Origin of the sequence: Arthrobacter stackebrandtii (assembly GCF_017876675.1) — a bacterium.
Lineage (GTDB): Bacteria > Actinomycetota > Actinomycetes > Actinomycetales > Micrococcaceae > Specibacter > Specibacter stackebrandtii.
In genome coordinates this window covers 2,497,137-2,511,584 of sequence record NZ_JAGIOI010000001.1, presented here as the reverse complement: position 1 = coordinate 2,511,584, position 14,448 = coordinate 2,497,137, and the positions used below count along the sequence as shown (strand labels likewise).

Genomic DNA, 14,448 nt, shown 5'->3' with positions numbered 1-14,448 from the left:
GTCTTGTTAGACGCGACGGCGCTTGGGCGGACGGCAGCCGTTGTGGGCGCTGGGGGTGACATCCGAGATGGAGCCAACCTCAAGACCAGCAGCCTGCAGCGAACGGATTGCCGTTTCGCGGCCCGAGCCCGGACCCTTCACGAAAACGTCAACCTTGCGCAGCCCGTGCTCCTGTGCGCGCTTGGCAGCTGCCTCAGCAGCCATCTGAGCAGCGTACGGAGTCGACTTGCGCGAGCCCTTGAAGCCAACTTCACCGGCAGATGCCCATGAGATGACTGCACCGTTCGGGTCCGTGATGGACACGATGGTGTTGTTGAAGGTGCTCTTGATGTGCGCCTGGCCCAGCGCAATATTCTTTTTATCCTTGCGACGCGGCTTACGAACCGCTCCACGAGTCTTTGGGGGCATTTTATTCTCCTACGAAAGTTTGATAAGGGGTCGGCACACGCTATTTCTAGCGGCCGGCCTTCTTCTTGCCTGCGACGGTACGCTTCGGACCCTTGCGGGTGCGTGCGTTGGTCTTCGTGCGCTGGCCGTGCACGGGCATGCCGCGGCGGTGGCGGATACCCTGGTAGCTGCCGATTTCAACCTTGCGGCGGATATCAGCTGCTACTTCGCGGCGAAGGTCACCCTCAACCTTGTAGTTACCCTCGATGTTGTCACGCAACTGAACGAGTTCAGCGTCAGAAAGGTCCTTAACGCGGACGTCCGGGGAGATACCCGTGTCTGCCAAGACCTTCTTTGCACGGGTCTTGCCCACGCCGTAGATGTATGTAAGCGCTACTTCCAGCCGCTTTTCGCGGGGAAGGTCTACGCCAGCGAGACGTGCCATATTTGGCTGCTCCTTGTGTAAACCGGAGGTCGTAGACAGTACACCCGCACATTTTGTGAATGCGGCCCTGGCCTCCGACCAGGGGTCCATTGTCCGGTTGCGGAATCGCTTCCGCCTTCGTCCAACTTGTGCTGCCTTATTAATTTACTTGCGTGAGCAACAGCCCGGGTTTTCTCCAGAGGGAGAAATTAGCCCTGGCGCTGCTTGTGGCGCGGGTTCTCGCAGATCACCATGACTCGACCGTTACGGCGAATCACCTTGCACTTATCGCAGATCTGCTTGACGCTCGGCTTGACCTTCATGGCATTCCTTTGCGTGATTGCAGTTGTGGTTACTTGTAGCGGTAGACGATACGACCACGGGTAAGGTCGTACGGGCTCAGCTCCACCACAACTCGGTCCTCAGGAAGGATACGAATGTAGTGCTGGCGCATTTTTCCTGAGATATGGGCAAGAACGATGTGCTTGTTCGTCAGCTCAACACGAAACATCGCGTTGGGCAGCGCTTCCGTCACAACGCCCTCGATCTCAATGACCCCGTCTTTCTTGGCCATATCCTCCGCTAACTTTGTTGCGCCGACGCTGGCCGCCATCGTGGCAGTCGCGGTTCGGCATTGGATTTACTACTGATTGTTGTTCGTCTGCTGCGCGCCGCAATTGGGCAGGCATAGACAACCAACAACCTACTCTAATGCAAATGGGCAAATATGTTAAATTGGCCCCTGCGCCCCCGCCGACGGGAACACCGGGAGGATGCCCGACGGCGTTTCCACCGCCTGCGCCGCGGCCACACCGTCGAGGATGGCCAGCCTGACCGCCTCGGCTGCCGCACTTTGCAGTTCGATCAGCGACGCTACCGGCACCACCGGGTGGGGCACCAGCTCATCCGCGCATGTCGCCAGCGTGAAGATGGTGTCGCCGTCGGCCAGTGTGTGCACGGGATTCAGGGCCCGGGCCATCCCCGCATGGGCTGCGGTGGCGGTGCGCTTGGCCTCGGCCACGGTGAGCACCGCATTGGTGGCCACCACGGCCAGGGTCGTGTTCAGCCCCTCCCCCGGCATGGCCGCCGGCGCGCCCGGAGTCCATGGCACCCCGGCCGCATTGACCACCGCCAGCGCACCGACCACAATATGGGCATTGTCACCCGACAGCCGCACCGAGGCACTGCCCAACCCGCCCTTGAACTGGCCGGCACCTATCGCTGCGCCCGTACCGGCACCGGCATTTCCACGCTCGACGGCGGCCCCTTCCGCCGAGCCGGCGGCATCAAGTGCCGCTTCATAACCCATGTCGGCGGTGGGCCGGGCCGAAAAGTCCCCGCCCCGTCCCAGGTCAAAGATGGCCGCGGCCGGAACAATGGGCACCACCCCGCCCGGCACCGCGAATCCGCGACCGTTCTCCTCGCACCAGCGCTGCACTCCCCCGGCCGCGGCGAGGCCGTAGGCGCTGCCGCCCGTCAGCGCGACGGCGTCCACCGTTGGCACCATGGTGGTCGGGTCCAGGGCGTCGGTCTCGTGTGTGCCGGGACCGCCGCCGCGCACGTCCACGGATCCGACCGTGCCCGGCGGAGGCAGGACCACGCTGACCCCGCTCAGCCAGCCGCCGGTGCGCCGCTGGGCCTGTCCCACGCGGATCCCTGGGACATCTGTGATGGAACCGGACGGGCTCCCGTTCGGTGCTGCCTGCTTGTCTGGCACGGTGTGGGCTCCTTCGCCGCTTGACGTGTGGTTCCCAACCATTGTCTCCCCAACCAGGTCAAAACTGCGCCTGAACGCAGGCGGCCCGCGGAAGCACCCGTGAACCCCTTCCGTTGGGACTTCACGGGCGCCGCCGCGGGCGTCATATCGGGGCAGTGGCCTACAGGTAGGGCTTCACGTTTTCCTCGTACGACTTGGTGATGGAGGCCGATGCGGTGGCGAAGGCCTCGGCCGGGTCCCCTTGCTGCAGCATGATCTTTTCCAGCGCCGTGGTCAGGTCCTTGTCGCCGTTGGGCACAAACACCCGTCCCCAGTCCTGCACCCGTGTGCCGGCCAGCTGGTCCACGGCCGTGCGGAACTGGGGCATCTTTGCGTAGACGGCCTGCATGGTTTCGCCTTCAACTGCGGAGGTCCGCACCGGCATGTATCCGGTGTTGGAGGAGAAGTAGGCCGTGTTCTCGGCATTCGTGAGGAACTTCAGGAACATGCCCGCCGCCAGCTGCTGCTCGGGTGACTTGCCGGCCGGAATGGCCAGGCCGGTGCCACCCGTCGGGCAGGCGGGGCCCTTGACGCCTTCGGGCAGGAAGCCGGTGCCCACCTCAAACTTCGCGGCGCCAAGGATGCCGGTCAGTGAGCCTGTCGAGGCAATCGTGCAGCCTGTGAGTCCCGCACCAAAATCAGCCACATGGTCGTTGGAGGTGACGGCCGCCGTCTTGTTGTCGTAGATGATGGTTTGCAGGTAGTTGGCGGCGGCAAGCGCTTCGGGGGTGTCCAGCGTCATGGTCCAGTCACTGGAGTAGGCGCCGCCGGCGCCCCACAGCATGTTGCAGAACCACCATGCCGTCCAGGACGTGCCCTTGCCCAGGCCGAGCGGCATGACCTCCCCTGCGGACGCGATCTTGGGTGCCCACTCGTCAAACTCCGCCCAGGTCTTCGGTGCACGGTCGGGCAGTCCGGCCTTTTCCCACACGGCACGGTTGTAGTAGAACAGCGGGGTCGAGCGCGCGTAGGGGACGGCCCAGTGCGAGTCGGCGAACCCATAGTCGTTGTAGAGGGTGGTGTTGAAGTCGTCGGTGCCAAATTCCAGGTGCTTCGCCAGCTGGTCCAGCGGCAGGATCTGGCCGTTGATCATGTAGCGGAACCACCAGACATCACTGGCGATGACCAGGTCCGGGACGTTGCTGGAACCGGAGGCGGCCTGGAACTTCTGTGCGACTTCATCGTAGTTGGCGCCTGCAGTGACGAGGTTGACCTTGATGCCGGTCTCTGCGGTGAATCGCTTGATGATCTCCGACTCGATGTCCTTGGAGGTGCCGGGGTGGTTGGACCACCAGGTGATCTCCTGGGCCGGGGTCACTGCCGCCCAGTCGGTGGCTGCATCGCTTGCGGCCCCGCCGGCACCGCCGACGGCGGGCCCCCCGCAGGCGGCCAGCGCACCGGCCCCGCCAAGGAGGGCTGCGAGCTGGAGCAGCTGCCGGCGGTTCATGGTGGCAAAAGGTGAGGCATTCATGGTTCACTCCTGGTTGTTTGTGCCTGCACGGCGGCAGGCGGAGGTTGCTGGGGACTTGTGGGACTGGGTTGTTGACGTGGTGGGGATCAGCCGGTGACGGCGCCGGAGGTGAGCCCGGAGACGATCCTGCGCTGCAGCAGGAAGAAGACGAGCAGCACAGGCACGGTGATCAATACGGTGCCGGCCATCAGGACGCCCCAGTTGGTGACGCCGTCGTTGTTCTGCAGCAGGGTCAGCCCCACCGGCAGGGTCATCATCTCCGCCCTGTCCACCACCAGCAGCGGCCAGAGGTACTCATTCCATTCGGAGACGATGGAGACCAGGGCCACGGCGGCAATGGTGGGCGCCGAGATGGGCACAACAAACCGCCAGAGCCGGGTCCAGTGGCTCGCGCCGTCCAGCGCCGCCGCCTCGAGGACGGAAACCGGCAGTGTGAGGAAATGCTGGCGGAACAGGAAGGTGCCAAAGGCGCTGGCGAGCCCCGGCAGGATGAGCCCCTGGTAGGTGTTGATCCAGCCCAGGTCGGAGACGAGCGTGTAGTTGGGGATGATGACAATCTGCTGCGGCACCAGCAGCGCGAACACCACCAGCCCGAAGATGAGGTTCTTGAAGGGGAACTCCAGGAACACGACGGCGTAGGCGGTGGTCAGCCCGAGCGCGATCTTCAGTGTGGCCCCGACCAGGGTGGTGATGAGGGAATTGATGAAAAAGTTGCCGAATGGCACCGCCGCCAGGGCGGCGGCATAGTTGGACAGGTCAAAGGATTCCGGCAGCCACTGGATGGGGACGGTGTAGATTTCGTCGCGTTCCTTGAAGCTGGCCAGCATCATCCACACCAACGGCAGGACCATGACGGCCACGGCCGCCAGCATCATCAGGTAGCCGCCGGCCTGTATCCTGCGCCTTGCAGGTTCCTGCGGCGTGCCGCCGGCCGCACCGCCGGGCCACGGCGGCATTTCCGCCACCTTGACGGGACTGAGTTTTTTGGCGTCGAGGCTCATCAGTAGTGGACCTTCTTTTGGATGAACAGCATCTGCACGGCGGTGACCACCAGCAGGACCAGGAAGAGGATTGTTGCAATGGCGGAGGAGTACCCTGCCCGGCCGGTGGCAAAGCCTTCCTGGTATATCTGGTACATCATGGTGGTGGTTCCCTCCAACGGCCCGCCCCGGGTCATCGCCTGGATGATGTCAAAGGACTGCAGCGAGCTCAGCAGGGTGGTGACGGACAGGAAGAAGGTGGTGGGCCCCAGGAGCGGCAGCACCACGTGGCGGAAGGATGCGAACGGCCCGGCGCCGTCCAGGGTCGCCGCCTCGGTCAGGTCCCTGGGTACAGCCTGCAGCGCCGCGAGGTAGATCAGCGCCACATAACCCACGTTTTTCCACAGGTACACGATGATGATCATGGGCAGCGCCCAGGCCGGATCGTTGTACCAGTCCGGGGACTTGACCCCCACCAACTTCAGGAGCGCACCGATCACGCCAAAGTTCGGGTCAAAAACGAAGAGCCAGAGCAGGCCGACGGCGACTCCCGACAGGACGTAGGGGGCGACGACCACGGTGCGGGCGGCGCCGGTGCCGCGAAGCTTCCGGTTCAGCAGCAGTGCCAGGGACAGGCCCAGGACCATGCCGCCGGCCACCGTGGCGAGGGTAAACACGAGGGTCACCCGCACCACGTTGGCTGTGGCGGGGTCGGCAAGCCAGCTGGCATAGTTCTCGAGCCCCACGAAACGCGCGGTGGCGGAGCCGATGTTCCACTGCAGCAGTGAATATTGCAGTGACTGCACAAGAGGCTTGTAGGTGAAAACGAGGAGCAGGACCACGTTGGGTCCGGCAAAGAGCAGGAACAGCAGCCATGATTTCCACGGCACGCGGCGCCTGCGCCCGGCCGGTGGGTGCCCGGAGGGTGCTGCGGGTGCTGTCCTCGCCACGGGGACGGCAGCGTGAGCCAGTTGCGGCATGGGCCTAACCGCCCACGCCGGCCAAGGCGCCGTCAGGAATCCCGGCCCGGCCCGCACCGGAGGCGCCCCGGAGCAGTTCGGGGTCGTCCGTGCAGATCCCGTCCACGCCCAGAGCCAGCAGCTCGGCGGCCCGGGTTGAGTCGTTGACCGTCCACACCCATGCCTGCAGGCCGGCGTCATGAATGGCCGCCACGTCGGCCGCATCCAGTCCGGCCTCCCAGACGGACACGCCCTCTCCCCCGTGCCTCACGGCAAAGTCAACCGCCGCCTGCAGGTCGCGGCTGGCGAAGTCCTCGCCGTCCACGCCGTCGGAGAGCACAGCCCGGAACTTGTCAAAGGTGCCGACACACAGCGGGTAGACCTTTGCGCCCGGCACCTGCCGGACCATTTGCGCCAAGGCGTTCCAGTCGGCTGAGGAGGCAAACCAGTCGAGCCCCGGAATGTCGGCCACGACAGCGGCGACGGGGCCCACTGCCTGCCCGTCCTTGAGTTCAATGTTGACGCGCAGCTTGCCGGCGGCCAGGCCCAGCACCTGCGCGAGCGTGGGCACGCCTTCGCCGGATCCTGCATCCAGCAGTCCCAGCTGGTGCGCGGTGAATTCGTCCGTTGCGCCGGTGCCGTTGGTGGTGCGGTCCACGCTGTCGTCGTGGATGACGACCGGCACGTTGTCCCCCGAGAGCTGGACATCCAGTTCAATGCCTGCGACGCCGAGTTCAACGGCCCGCGCGAACGCAGCCATGGTGTTCTCCGGCAGGTGGGCTGAGACGCCCCGGTGGGCAAATAGTTTCATGTTCCGGCACTCCTTGTGGCAGTTGTCTACAGGCACCGCCGGTTCTTCACGATCCGGCCCTCGCCTTCAACCACCAAGCTACGGAGGCTATCTGCCCTATGCGTGGCCTCTGGGTGTACCCCAGGCAAACTCCCGCCGAAGGCTGTTTCCGCCCCTGTGCAGCAGGCCACACCAAGGGTGGTGGCCGCGTCCCGGATGTCTCCCGGCTGGCCGCTGCCGAAAGGCCGCGAACACAAAAAAGGCCCGCTGCAACAGCTGTGGAAACGCAAAAAGCATGTCGTTTCCACAGCCGCTGCTGCGGGCCTACAAGGCCACTGGCGGGTCGGCCAGGGTGGCGCGGGTTGTGCGGGATCCTAGTCCAGCGGCACCGGGGTGACGCCCCACGGCGCAAGCCGCTCCGCACCGCCGTCGTCCGCGGTGAGCACCCAAATGCCCTTGGCATGGACGGCGACCGAGTGCTCCCAGTGCGCGGCACGGGCCTTGTCGGTGGTGACAACTGTCCAGTCGTCCTCCAGGGTGACCGTTTCCAGGCCGCCGCGGACCAGCATGGGCTCCAGGGCAAGGCACATGCCGGGCTTGAGCTTGGGGCCACGGTGCTTGGATGAGTAGTTGAGCACATCCGGCGGCATGTGCATGGCCGAACCGATGCCGTGCCCCACGTAGTCCTCCAGGATGCCCAGTTCCTTCCCGGGCTGCGAGGTGACGTACTCGTCGATGGCGTCGCCGATGTCGCCCACGTACTTGGCGGAGGCCATGGCGGCAATGCCGCGCCACATGGCCTCCTCCGTGATGTCGGAAAGGCGGCGGTCGGCGGGGTCCTCGTCGGCGGGGCCGCCCACGATCACGCTGCGGGCGGAGTCGGAGTGCCAGCCTTCAACGATGGCACCGCCGTCGATGGAGATCAGGTCGCCCGCCTCCAGGACGCGCTTGCCCGGGATGCCGTGGACGACCTCCTCGTTGACCGAGGTGCAGATGGTGGCCGGGAAGCCGTGGTAGCCCAGGAAGTTGGAGGTGGCGCCGGCCTTCTTCAGCTCGGCGGCGAAGATGGCGTCGAGGTCGCCAGTGGTGACGCCGGGGGCTACTGCGGCCACCGTCTTCTTCAGTGCGGCATCGAGGATGAGTCCGCTGCGGCGCATGATGCGCATCTGGTCGATGGTCTTGTATTCAATTCTTTGCTGGCCGAATGCCATGAAAGAATCCTTTCCCTAAAAATAATTGAGGGCCCCTCCCCATGGTGCGGGAAGGAGCCCTCCTTCACAAGCGGCGGCACCTGTGGGCCCGCCTGCTTGAATGCCCGGTTGGAGGCTAGGCTGCCTTGCGCTTGTTGATGGCGTCCATGACCCTGGCGGTCACATCGTCCATCTCGCCGAGTCCGTCAACCTTGGCCAGGATGCCGCGCTCCGCATAGCGGGCCACCACAACCTCGGTCTGTTCCCGGTAGAGGTCCAGGCGGTGGCGGATGACCTCTTCGGTGTCATCCGTGCGCCCGGTTTCCAGGGCGCGGCCCAGCAGGCGCTTGACGAGCTCCTCGTCGTCGGCCGTCAGCTGGACCACAATGTCGAGTTCGACGCCGGCCGAGGCCAGGATGTCGTCAAGCTCGTCCACCTGGGGAGAGGTGCGCGGGTAGCCGTCAAGCAGGAAACCGTCCGCGACGTCGCTCTCGGCCAGGCGGGCGCGCACCATGTTGTTGGTGACGCTATCCGGCACGAAATCGCCCTTGTCAATGTACTTCTTGGCCTCGAGGCCAAGGGGCGTTTCACCCTTGACGTTGGCACGGAAAATATCGCCGGTGGAGATGGCTACGATGCCCAGATCTGCCGTGATGCGTTCCGCCTGTGTTCCTTTGCCTGACCCGGGGGGTCCAATGATCAGCATTCTTGTCATCGCAATAGCCCTTCGTAGTGACGCTGCTGGAGTTGTGCATCAATTTGCTTGACCGTCTCCAAGCCAACGCCAACCACAATCAGGATCGAGGTGCCGCCGAACGGGAAGTTCTGGTTGGCACCCACCATCACCAAGGCGATCAGCGGAATCAGGGCGACGATACCCAGGTACATGGAGCCCGGGAGCGTGATGCGGGAAATGACGTACTGCAGGTAATCCTGCGTGGGCCGCCCGGCACGGATGCCGGGAATGAACCCGCCGTACTTCTTCATGTTGTCGGAGACTTCTTCAGGGTTGAAGGTGATCGCAACGTAGAAGTACGTGAATCCAATGGTCAACAGGAAGTAGAGCAGCATGTAGATCGGGTGATCGCCGCGTGTGAGGTAGTTGTTGATCCATTCGATCCACAGCGGCACATCCGCTCCGTTGGCCGGAGTGGCGAACTGGGCGATAAGTGCCGGGAGGTAAAGCATGGAGGAAGCAAAGATGACCGGGATAACGCCGGCCATGTTGACCTTGATGGGGATGTAGGTGCTGGTGCCGCCCATGGTGCGGCGTCCGACCATGCGCTTGGCATACTGCACGGGGATGCGTCGCTGCGACTGCTCAACGAACACCACGAGTGCCACAACCAGCAGGCCGACCACCATGACGATCAGGAAGGTGCCCCAGCCCTGGGTCTTCAGGATGGCGCCCAGGGAGGTGGGGAACTGTGCTGCAATGGCAACGAAGATCAGCAGGGACATGCCGTTGCCGACACCCTTTTCGGTGACAAGCTCGCCCATCCACATGATCAGGCCGGAACCGGCCGTCAAGGTGATGATGAGCAGCAGGATCGTGACCAGGTTGTCATTGGGGATCAGCGCGCCGGGGGTGCCTGCGGCGCCACAGCCGGCGAAGAGCTGCCCGGAACGGGCCAGCGTCACCAGCGTGGTGGCGTTGAGCAGGCCGAGGGCGATGGTCAGGTAGCGCGTGTATTGCGTGAGCTGGCCCTGACCCTGGGCACCTTCGAGGTGCAGTTCCTGGAAGCGGGGAATGACTACACGCAGCAGCTGGACGATGATGCTCGCGGTGATGTACGGCATGATTCCCAGCGCAAAGATGGAAACCTGCAGCAAGGCGCCGCCGCTGAACAAGTTGACAAGCTGGTAGATGCCCTGACTGGTGTCGGCAGCATTCACACACTGTTGAACGTTGCGGTAATCAATACCGGGCGATGGGATGAAGGCACCCATGCGGAAGATGGCGATAATTCCCAGCGTGAACAACAACTTGCGTCGCAGATCAGGCGTGCGAAAGGCGCGGCCAAATGCGGAAAGCAAGCGTCCTCCTGAAGTGTAGTAATTGGAGTGGCTTTCGTAGTGAAGCCCAAGGACAGAGTCTAATGGGTGATCTCACTCTCATTGAAACTGTGACGGACGGCCACAACAAATGAGCGGGTGGATACGGACCCGTGCACATAAAACGAAAGACCCCTGGTGAGCGGAACATGAGCTCCGCCCACCAAGAGTCTAGTCGCTAGATGTGCGCATTTATGAACTTTTTACAGTTCGGTGGTGGTGCCACCTGCAGCAGTGATCTTCTCTACTGCGCTTGTGGAGAATGCGTCGGCAGCAACATCAACCTTGACGGTGATGTCGCCGGTGCCGAGCACCTTCACGGGCTGGTTCTTGCGAACGGCGCCCTTCTCAACGAGTGCCTCAACGGTGACAGCGCCACCTTCGGGGAACAGTTCGTTGATGCGGTCCAGGTTGACAACCTGGAACTCGACGCGGAACGGGTTCTTGAAGCCGCGCAGCTTGGGCAGGCGCATGTGCAGCGGCAGCTGGCCGCCGGCAAAGCCAGCCTTTACCTGGTAGCGTGCCTTGGTTCCCTTGGTACCGCGACCGGCGGTCTTACCCTTGGATGCCTCACCACGGCCAACACGGGTTTTAGCCGTCTTGGCACCCGGTGCGGGACGCAGGTGGTGGACCTTCAGTGCATTCTGCTTCTCAGCAGTTTCGGCAGTGTTCTTTTCAGCCACTTTACTTCGCCTCCTCGACCTTGACCAGGTGCGAAACCGTGTTGATCATGCCGGCGGTCACTGCATCAGCCGTACGGACAACAGAGTCGCCGATGTGCTTGAGGCCGAGTGAACGAAGGCAGTCCTTCTGGTTCTGCTTGGCACCGATGATGCCCTTGATCTGCGTGATTTCCAGCTTCTTGTCAGAAGGCTGAATGTTCTTCGGTGTAGTCATTACAGACCTGCCTTCTGCATGTTGCGCAACAGGACGGCCGGAGCAACTTCATCCAAAGGCAGGCCGCGGCGTGCCGCGACAGCCTTGGGGTCTTCCAGGCCCTTCAAGGCAGCAACAGTTGCGTGAACAATGTTGATGGCGTTGGAGGAACCCAGTGACTTCGACAGAACGTCGTGGATGCCAACGCATTCCAGGATGGCGCGAACCGGGCCACCGGCAATAACACCGGTACCAGCAGCAGCCGGACGGAGCATGACGACGCCGGCAGCGGCCTCGCCCTGCACGCGGTGCGGAATGGTCTTGCCAATCATGGGGACGCGGAAGAAGGACTTCTTGGCTTCTTCAACACCCTTGGCGATTGCGGCAGGAACTTCCTTTGCCTTGCCGTAGCCGACGCCAACCATGCCGTTGCCGTCACCAACGATGACGAGCGCAGTGAAGCTGAAGCGACGACCACCCTTGACAACCTTGGCAACACGGTTGATGTTGACTACGCGCTCGATGAACTGGCTCTTCTCAGCCTCGCGTCCACCGTCGCGACCACGGCCACGGCCGCCGTCGCGACCGCCTTCGCGGCCTCCACGAGCACCGTCGCGACCGCCACGGCCACGGGCGCTGTCGGCGCCTGCAGCAGTCTCAGTCTTCGCGGCTGCACCGTCAGCTGCAGTTGCTTCTGACACAGTGTTCTCCTTGTTGATGTTTTCGGTCACAGTGCCAGACCGCCTTCACGTGCGCCGTCGGCAATGGCTGCGACACGGCCGTGGTAGCGGTTGCCGCCACGGTCGAAGACAACAGCTTCAATGCCTGCAGCCTTGGCGCGCTCTGCAACGAGCTCGCCAACGCGCTTGGCCTTGGCGGTCTTGTCACCGTCAAATGCGCGCAGGTCGGCTTCCAGGGTTGATGCCGACACCAGGGTCAGGCCCTGGGTGTCATCAATGACCTGCACGAATACGTGGCGTGCCGAACGGTTGACCACCAGGCGCGGACGCACAGTGGTTCCGCTGATGCGCTTGCGCACACGCAGGTGACGACGGCCGCGTGCTGCGGCCTTGGACTTTCCTCTTACGGACAGTGCCATGGTTACTTACCAGCCTTTCCGACCTTGCGGCGGATGATTTCGCCGGCGTAGCGTACGCCCTTACCCTTGTACGGGTCGGACTTGCGCAGCTTGCGGATGTTGGCAGCAACTTCGCCCACCTGCTGCTTGTCAATGCCTGACACGGAGAGCTTTGTGGGGCTCTCAACTGCCAGTGTGATGCCTTCGGGAGCCTCGATGACTACCGGGTGGCTGAAGCCGAGAGCGAACTCAAGGCTGGAGCCCTTGGCAACTACGCGGTAACCGGTTCCAACGATTTCCAGCTTCTTCTCGTAGCCCGCAGTGACACCGATGATCAGGTTGTCAATGAGGGTGCGGGTCAGACCGTGGAGTGAGCGTGATTCGCGCTCATCGTTGGGGCGGCTAACGGTGATGGTGTTCTCTTCGAGAGCTACCGTGATGGGGCTGGCAACAGTGTGCTGCAGCGTTCCCTTCGGGCCCTTGACGGAAACCAGGTTGTCTTCAACCTTGACCTCGACGCCGGCAGGCACGGAGATGGGGAGACGTCCAATACGTGACATAGTTCTTTCCCTTCTCTCTCTGCTACCAGACGTAGGCGAGGACTTCCCCACCCACGCCCTTCTTGGCAGCCTGGCGGTCGGTCAGCAGACCGGAAGACGTCGACAGGATGGCGACACCCAGCCCACCCAGAACGCTGGGCAGGTTGGTGGACTTTGCGTAAACGCGCAGTCCGGGCTTGGAGATGCGGCGCAGGCCGGCGATTGAACGCTCGCGGCTGGGGCCGTACTTCAAGTCGATGGTCAGCTTCTTGCCAACCTCGGCGTCTTCAACCTTCCAGGCGGAGATGTAGCCCTCTGCCTTGAGGATGTCGGCGACGTGGCCCTTGAGCTTGCTGAACGGCATGGACACGGTGTCGTGGTGTGCCGAGTTTGCGTTGCGCAGACGCGTAAGCATGTCTGCGACAGGATCTGTCATTGTCATTTGGGCGCTTGCCCTTCCTCGTAACGGTTTCCTTCGCGGACTGCCGGCAGCATGGAATCAACTTCCAGTGTGCAGGCTCCGCAGAACGGACCTTTTACGTAGATTATTTATCTTCGGATTTGAACGGGAAGCCAAGCGCCTTGAGCAGCGCGCGGCCTTCGTCATCTGTCTTGGCGGTGGTCACGACGGTGATGTCCATGCCGCGGGGGCGGTCAATGGAATCCTGGTCGATCTCGTGGAACATAACCTGCTCGGTCAGACCGAAGGTGTAGTTGCCGTTGCCGTCGAACTGCTTGCCGCTCAGGCCGCGGAAGTCGCGGATACGGGGCAGTGCGAGGGTGACCAAGCGGTCCACGAATTCCCACATGCGGTCGCCGCGCAAGGTTGCGTGGCAGCCGATCGGCATGCCTTCGCGCAGCTTGAACTGTGCGATCGACTTGCGGGCCTTGGAAACCTGGGGCTTCTGGCCGGTGATGGCGGTGAGGTCGCGAACGGCGCCGTCAATGAGCTTGGAGTCCTTTGCGGCATCTCCAACACCCATGTTGACAACAACCTTCACCAGGCGCGGAACCTGGTTGACGTTTGCGTACTTGAACTCCTCGATCAGGGTAGCCTTGATTTCCGCTGCGTAGCGGGTCTTCAGGCGGGGTGTGATCTTCGGTGTGTTCTCTGCAACTACGGCGCTCATGGCAGGTCCTTCCCCGAGGTCTTGGCAACGCGGATGCGTACTTGACGCTCGCGGCCATCGCGCTCAACGGTTTCGATGCGGTAGCCAACACGGGTCGGCTTCTTCGTGGACGGGTCCACTACAGCAACGTTGGAGATGTGAATCGGGGCCTCGACGATCTCGATGCCACCGGTGTTGGTGCCACGATCGGTCTGGCCGGCCTTGGTGTGCTTGGTGACGCGGTTTACGCCCTCAACCAACACGCGGTTGGTTTCGGTGTACACCTTCAGGACCTTGCCCTGCTTGCCACGGTCGCCGCCACGCTCAGCCTTGGCGCCTGTGATGACCTGAACCAGGTCACCCTTCTTGATCTTTGCCATAAGTTACAGCACCTCCGGAGCCAACGAGATGATCTTCATGAACTTCTTGTCGCGAAGTTCACGTCCAACCGGGCCGAAGATACGGGTACCGCGGGGGTCCCCGTCAGCCTTGAGAATGACAGCTGCATTCTCATCGAACTTGATGTAGGAACCGTCCGGACGACGGCGTTCCTTCTTGGTGCGAACGATGACAGCCTTGACGACGTCACCCTTCTTTACGTTACCGCCGGGAATAGCATCCTTGACGGTTGCGACAATGGTGTCGCCAATGCCTGCGTAGCGGCGCCCGGATCCACCGAGAACGCGGATGGTCAAGATTTCCTTGGCACCCGTGTTGTCGGCGACCTTAAGCCGCGACTCCTGCTGAATCACTAGTATCTCCTGTTCGTCGCGCCGGTTCTTGGACACAAGCCATCTGTGGACAAGCCTTGCGGAACGTATTGTTCGGGATGTC

Annotated in this window: 21 protein-coding genes; all 21 read right to left on the bottom strand. The window is 62.8% G+C overall.

Features of this window, described 5'->3' with window-relative positions:
• Positions 1–6 precede the first annotated feature (6 nt).
• Entirely contained in the window at positions 7–408 is a 402-nt protein-coding gene (gene rpsK / locus JOF48_RS10775) for a 30S ribosomal protein S11 (protein WP_038464649.1), read from the bottom strand.
• A 46-nt stretch (positions 409–454) separates the two neighbouring features.
• A complete protein-coding gene (gene rpsM / locus JOF48_RS10770) occupies positions 455–832 on the bottom strand; it encodes a 30S ribosomal protein S13 (protein WP_038464651.1) in 378 nt (125 codons plus the stop codon).
• A 188-nt stretch (positions 833–1,020) separates the two neighbouring features.
• Entirely contained in the window at positions 1,021–1,134 is a 114-nt protein-coding gene (rpmJ, locus tag JOF48_RS10765; RefSeq protein WP_011775570.1) for a 50S ribosomal protein L36, read from the bottom strand.
• A gap of 29 nt (positions 1,135–1,163) precedes the next feature.
• Positions 1,164–1,385, bottom strand: a complete 222-nt coding sequence (gene infA, locus JOF48_RS10760) for a translation initiation factor IF-1 (RefSeq protein ID WP_009358723.1) — start codon at positions 1,383–1,385, stop codon at positions 1,164–1,166.
• 156 nt (positions 1,386–1,541) lie between these two features.
• Entirely contained in the window at positions 1,542–2,528 is a 987-nt protein-coding gene (locus JOF48_RS10755; protein WP_342591217.1) for a P1 family peptidase, read from the bottom strand.
• 160 nt (positions 2,529–2,688) lie between these two features.
• Positions 2,689–4,038: an ABC transporter substrate-binding protein gene (locus tag JOF48_RS10750; RefSeq protein ID WP_209680534.1), complete on the bottom strand. Its 1,350-nt coding sequence runs from the start codon at positions 4,036–4,038 to the stop codon at positions 2,689–2,691.
• Positions 4,039–4,124: 86 nt separating this feature from the next.
• Complete coding sequence (locus tag JOF48_RS10745; RefSeq protein ID WP_425353714.1) at positions 4,125–5,039, bottom strand: carbohydrate ABC transporter permease; 915 nt, start codon at positions 5,037–5,039, stop codon at positions 4,125–4,127.
• A complete protein-coding gene (locus JOF48_RS10740; RefSeq protein WP_209680533.1) occupies positions 5,039–5,998 on the bottom strand; it encodes a carbohydrate ABC transporter permease in 960 nt (319 codons plus the stop codon). Before JOF48_RS10740 ends, JOF48_RS10745 begins: the two co-directional genes overlap by 1 nt.
• A 4-nt stretch (positions 5,999–6,002) precedes the next feature.
• Positions 6,003–6,788 (bottom strand): glycerophosphodiester phosphodiesterase, encoded by a 786-nt coding sequence (locus JOF48_RS10735; protein ID WP_209680531.1) that lies wholly within the window; start codon positions 6,786–6,788, stop codon positions 6,003–6,005.
• 353 nt (positions 6,789–7,141) lie between these two features.
• Entirely contained in the window at positions 7,142–7,978 is an 837-nt protein-coding gene (gene map / locus JOF48_RS10730) for a type I methionyl aminopeptidase (RefSeq protein ID WP_209680529.1), read from the bottom strand.
• Positions 7,979–8,093: 115 nt separating this feature from the next.
• Positions 8,094–8,672: an adenylate kinase gene (locus tag JOF48_RS10725; protein WP_245346491.1), complete on the bottom strand. Its 579-nt coding sequence runs from the start codon at positions 8,670–8,672 to the stop codon at positions 8,094–8,096.
• Positions 8,669–9,994 (bottom strand): preprotein translocase subunit SecY, encoded by a 1,326-nt coding sequence (gene secY / locus JOF48_RS10720; RefSeq protein ID WP_209680527.1) that lies wholly within the window; start codon positions 9,992–9,994, stop codon positions 8,669–8,671. The genes JOF48_RS10725 and secY overlap by 4 nt, the downstream gene beginning before the upstream one ends.
• Positions 9,995–10,215: 221 nt before the next feature.
• Positions 10,216–10,695, bottom strand: coding sequence for a 50S ribosomal protein L15 (rplO, locus tag JOF48_RS10715; RefSeq protein WP_209680525.1), 480 nt, complete (start codon positions 10,693–10,695; stop codon positions 10,216–10,218).
• 1 nt (position 10,696) lies between these two features.
• Positions 10,697–10,909, bottom strand: coding sequence for a 50S ribosomal protein L30 (rpmD, locus tag JOF48_RS10710; protein WP_209680523.1), 213 nt, complete (start codon positions 10,907–10,909; stop codon positions 10,697–10,699).
• Positions 10,909–11,589, bottom strand: a complete 681-nt coding sequence (rpsE, locus tag JOF48_RS10705; RefSeq protein WP_209680522.1) for a 30S ribosomal protein S5 — start codon at positions 11,587–11,589, stop codon at positions 10,909–10,911. The genes rpmD and rpsE overlap by 1 nt, the downstream gene beginning before the upstream one ends.
• 26 nt (positions 11,590–11,615) lie before the next feature.
• Positions 11,616–11,987, bottom strand: a complete 372-nt coding sequence (gene rplR, locus JOF48_RS10700) for a 50S ribosomal protein L18 (RefSeq protein ID WP_209680521.1) — start codon at positions 11,985–11,987, stop codon at positions 11,616–11,618.
• Positions 11,988–11,989: 2 nt separating this feature from the next.
• Positions 11,990–12,526, bottom strand: coding sequence for a 50S ribosomal protein L6 (gene rplF, locus JOF48_RS10695; protein ID WP_209680520.1), 537 nt, complete (start codon positions 12,524–12,526; stop codon positions 11,990–11,992).
• Positions 12,527–12,548: 22 nt separating this feature from the next.
• Complete coding sequence (gene rpsH / locus JOF48_RS10690; RefSeq protein WP_209680519.1) at positions 12,549–12,947, bottom strand: 30S ribosomal protein S8; 399 nt, start codon at positions 12,945–12,947, stop codon at positions 12,549–12,551.
• Between the two features lie 103 nt (positions 12,948–13,050).
• Positions 13,051–13,635, bottom strand: a complete 585-nt coding sequence (gene rplE / locus JOF48_RS10685) for a 50S ribosomal protein L5 (RefSeq protein WP_209680518.1) — start codon at positions 13,633–13,635, stop codon at positions 13,051–13,053.
• A complete protein-coding gene (gene rplX, locus JOF48_RS10680) occupies positions 13,632–13,994 on the bottom strand; it encodes a 50S ribosomal protein L24 (RefSeq protein WP_038464677.1) in 363 nt (120 codons plus the stop codon). The genes rplE and rplX overlap by 4 nt, the downstream gene beginning before the upstream one ends.
• Before the next feature lie 3 nt (positions 13,995–13,997).
• The gene (rplN, locus tag JOF48_RS10675; protein WP_203312231.1) at positions 13,998–14,366 is read right to left on the bottom strand and encodes a 50S ribosomal protein L14; all 369 of its coding nucleotides are present in this window, start codon (positions 14,364–14,366) and stop codon (positions 13,998–14,000) included.
• Positions 14,367–14,448 lie beyond the last annotated feature (82 nt).

Coding starts and splice junctions, on each gene's coding strand:
- JOF48_RS10735 (WP_209680531.1), bottom strand. CDS start 6,788: ATGAAACTATTTGCCCACCGGGGCGTCTCAGCCCACCTGCCGGAGAAC.
- JOF48_RS10740 (WP_209680533.1), bottom strand. CDS start 5,998: ATGCCGCAACTGGCTCACGCTGCCGTCCCCGTGGCGAGGACAGCACCC.
- rplX (WP_038464677.1), bottom strand. CDS start 13,994: ATGGCAAAGATCAAGAAGGGTGACCTGGTTCAGGTCATCACAGGCGCC.
- rpsK (WP_038464649.1), bottom strand. CDS start 408: ATGCCCCCAAAGACTCGTGGAGCGGTTCGTAAGCCGCGTCGCAAGGAT.
- rpsM (WP_038464651.1), bottom strand. CDS start 832: ATGGCACGTCTCGCTGGCGTAGACCTTCCCCGCGAAAAGCGGCTGGAA.
- JOF48_RS10750 (WP_209680534.1), bottom strand. CDS start 4,038: ATGAATGCCTCACCTTTTGCCACCATGAACCGCCGGCAGCTGCTCCAG.
- rplE (WP_209680518.1), bottom strand. CDS start 13,635: ATGAGCGCCGTAGTTGCAGAGAACACACCGAAGATCACACCCCGCCTG.
- JOF48_RS10745 (WP_425353714.1), bottom strand. CDS start 5,039: ATGAGCCTCGACGCCAAAAAACTCAGTCCCGTCAAGGTGGCGGAAATG.
- map (WP_209680529.1), bottom strand. CDS start 7,978: ATGGCATTCGGCCAGCAAAGAATTGAATACAAGACCATCGACCAGATG.
- rpsH (WP_209680519.1), bottom strand. CDS start 12,947: ATGACAATGACAGATCCTGTCGCAGACATGCTTACGCGTCTGCGCAAC.
- rplR (WP_209680521.1), bottom strand. CDS start 11,987: ATGGCACTGTCCGTAAGAGGAAAGTCCAAGGCCGCAGCACGCGGCCGT.
- infA (WP_009358723.1), bottom strand. CDS start 1,385: ATGGCCAAGAAAGACGGGGTCATTGAGATCGAGGGCGTTGTGACGGAA.
- rplF (WP_209680520.1), bottom strand. CDS start 12,526: ATGTCACGTATTGGACGTCTCCCCATCTCCGTGCCTGCCGGCGTCGAG.
- JOF48_RS10725 (WP_245346491.1), bottom strand. CDS start 8,672: ATGACAAGAATGCTGATCATTGGACCCCCCGGGTCAGGCAAAGGAACA.
- rpmJ (WP_011775570.1), bottom strand. CDS start 1,134: ATGAAGGTCAAGCCGAGCGTCAAGCAGATCTGCGATAAGTGCAAGGTG.
- rpmD (WP_209680523.1), bottom strand. CDS start 10,909: ATGACTACACCGAAGAACATTCAGCCTTCTGACAAGAAGCTGGAAATC.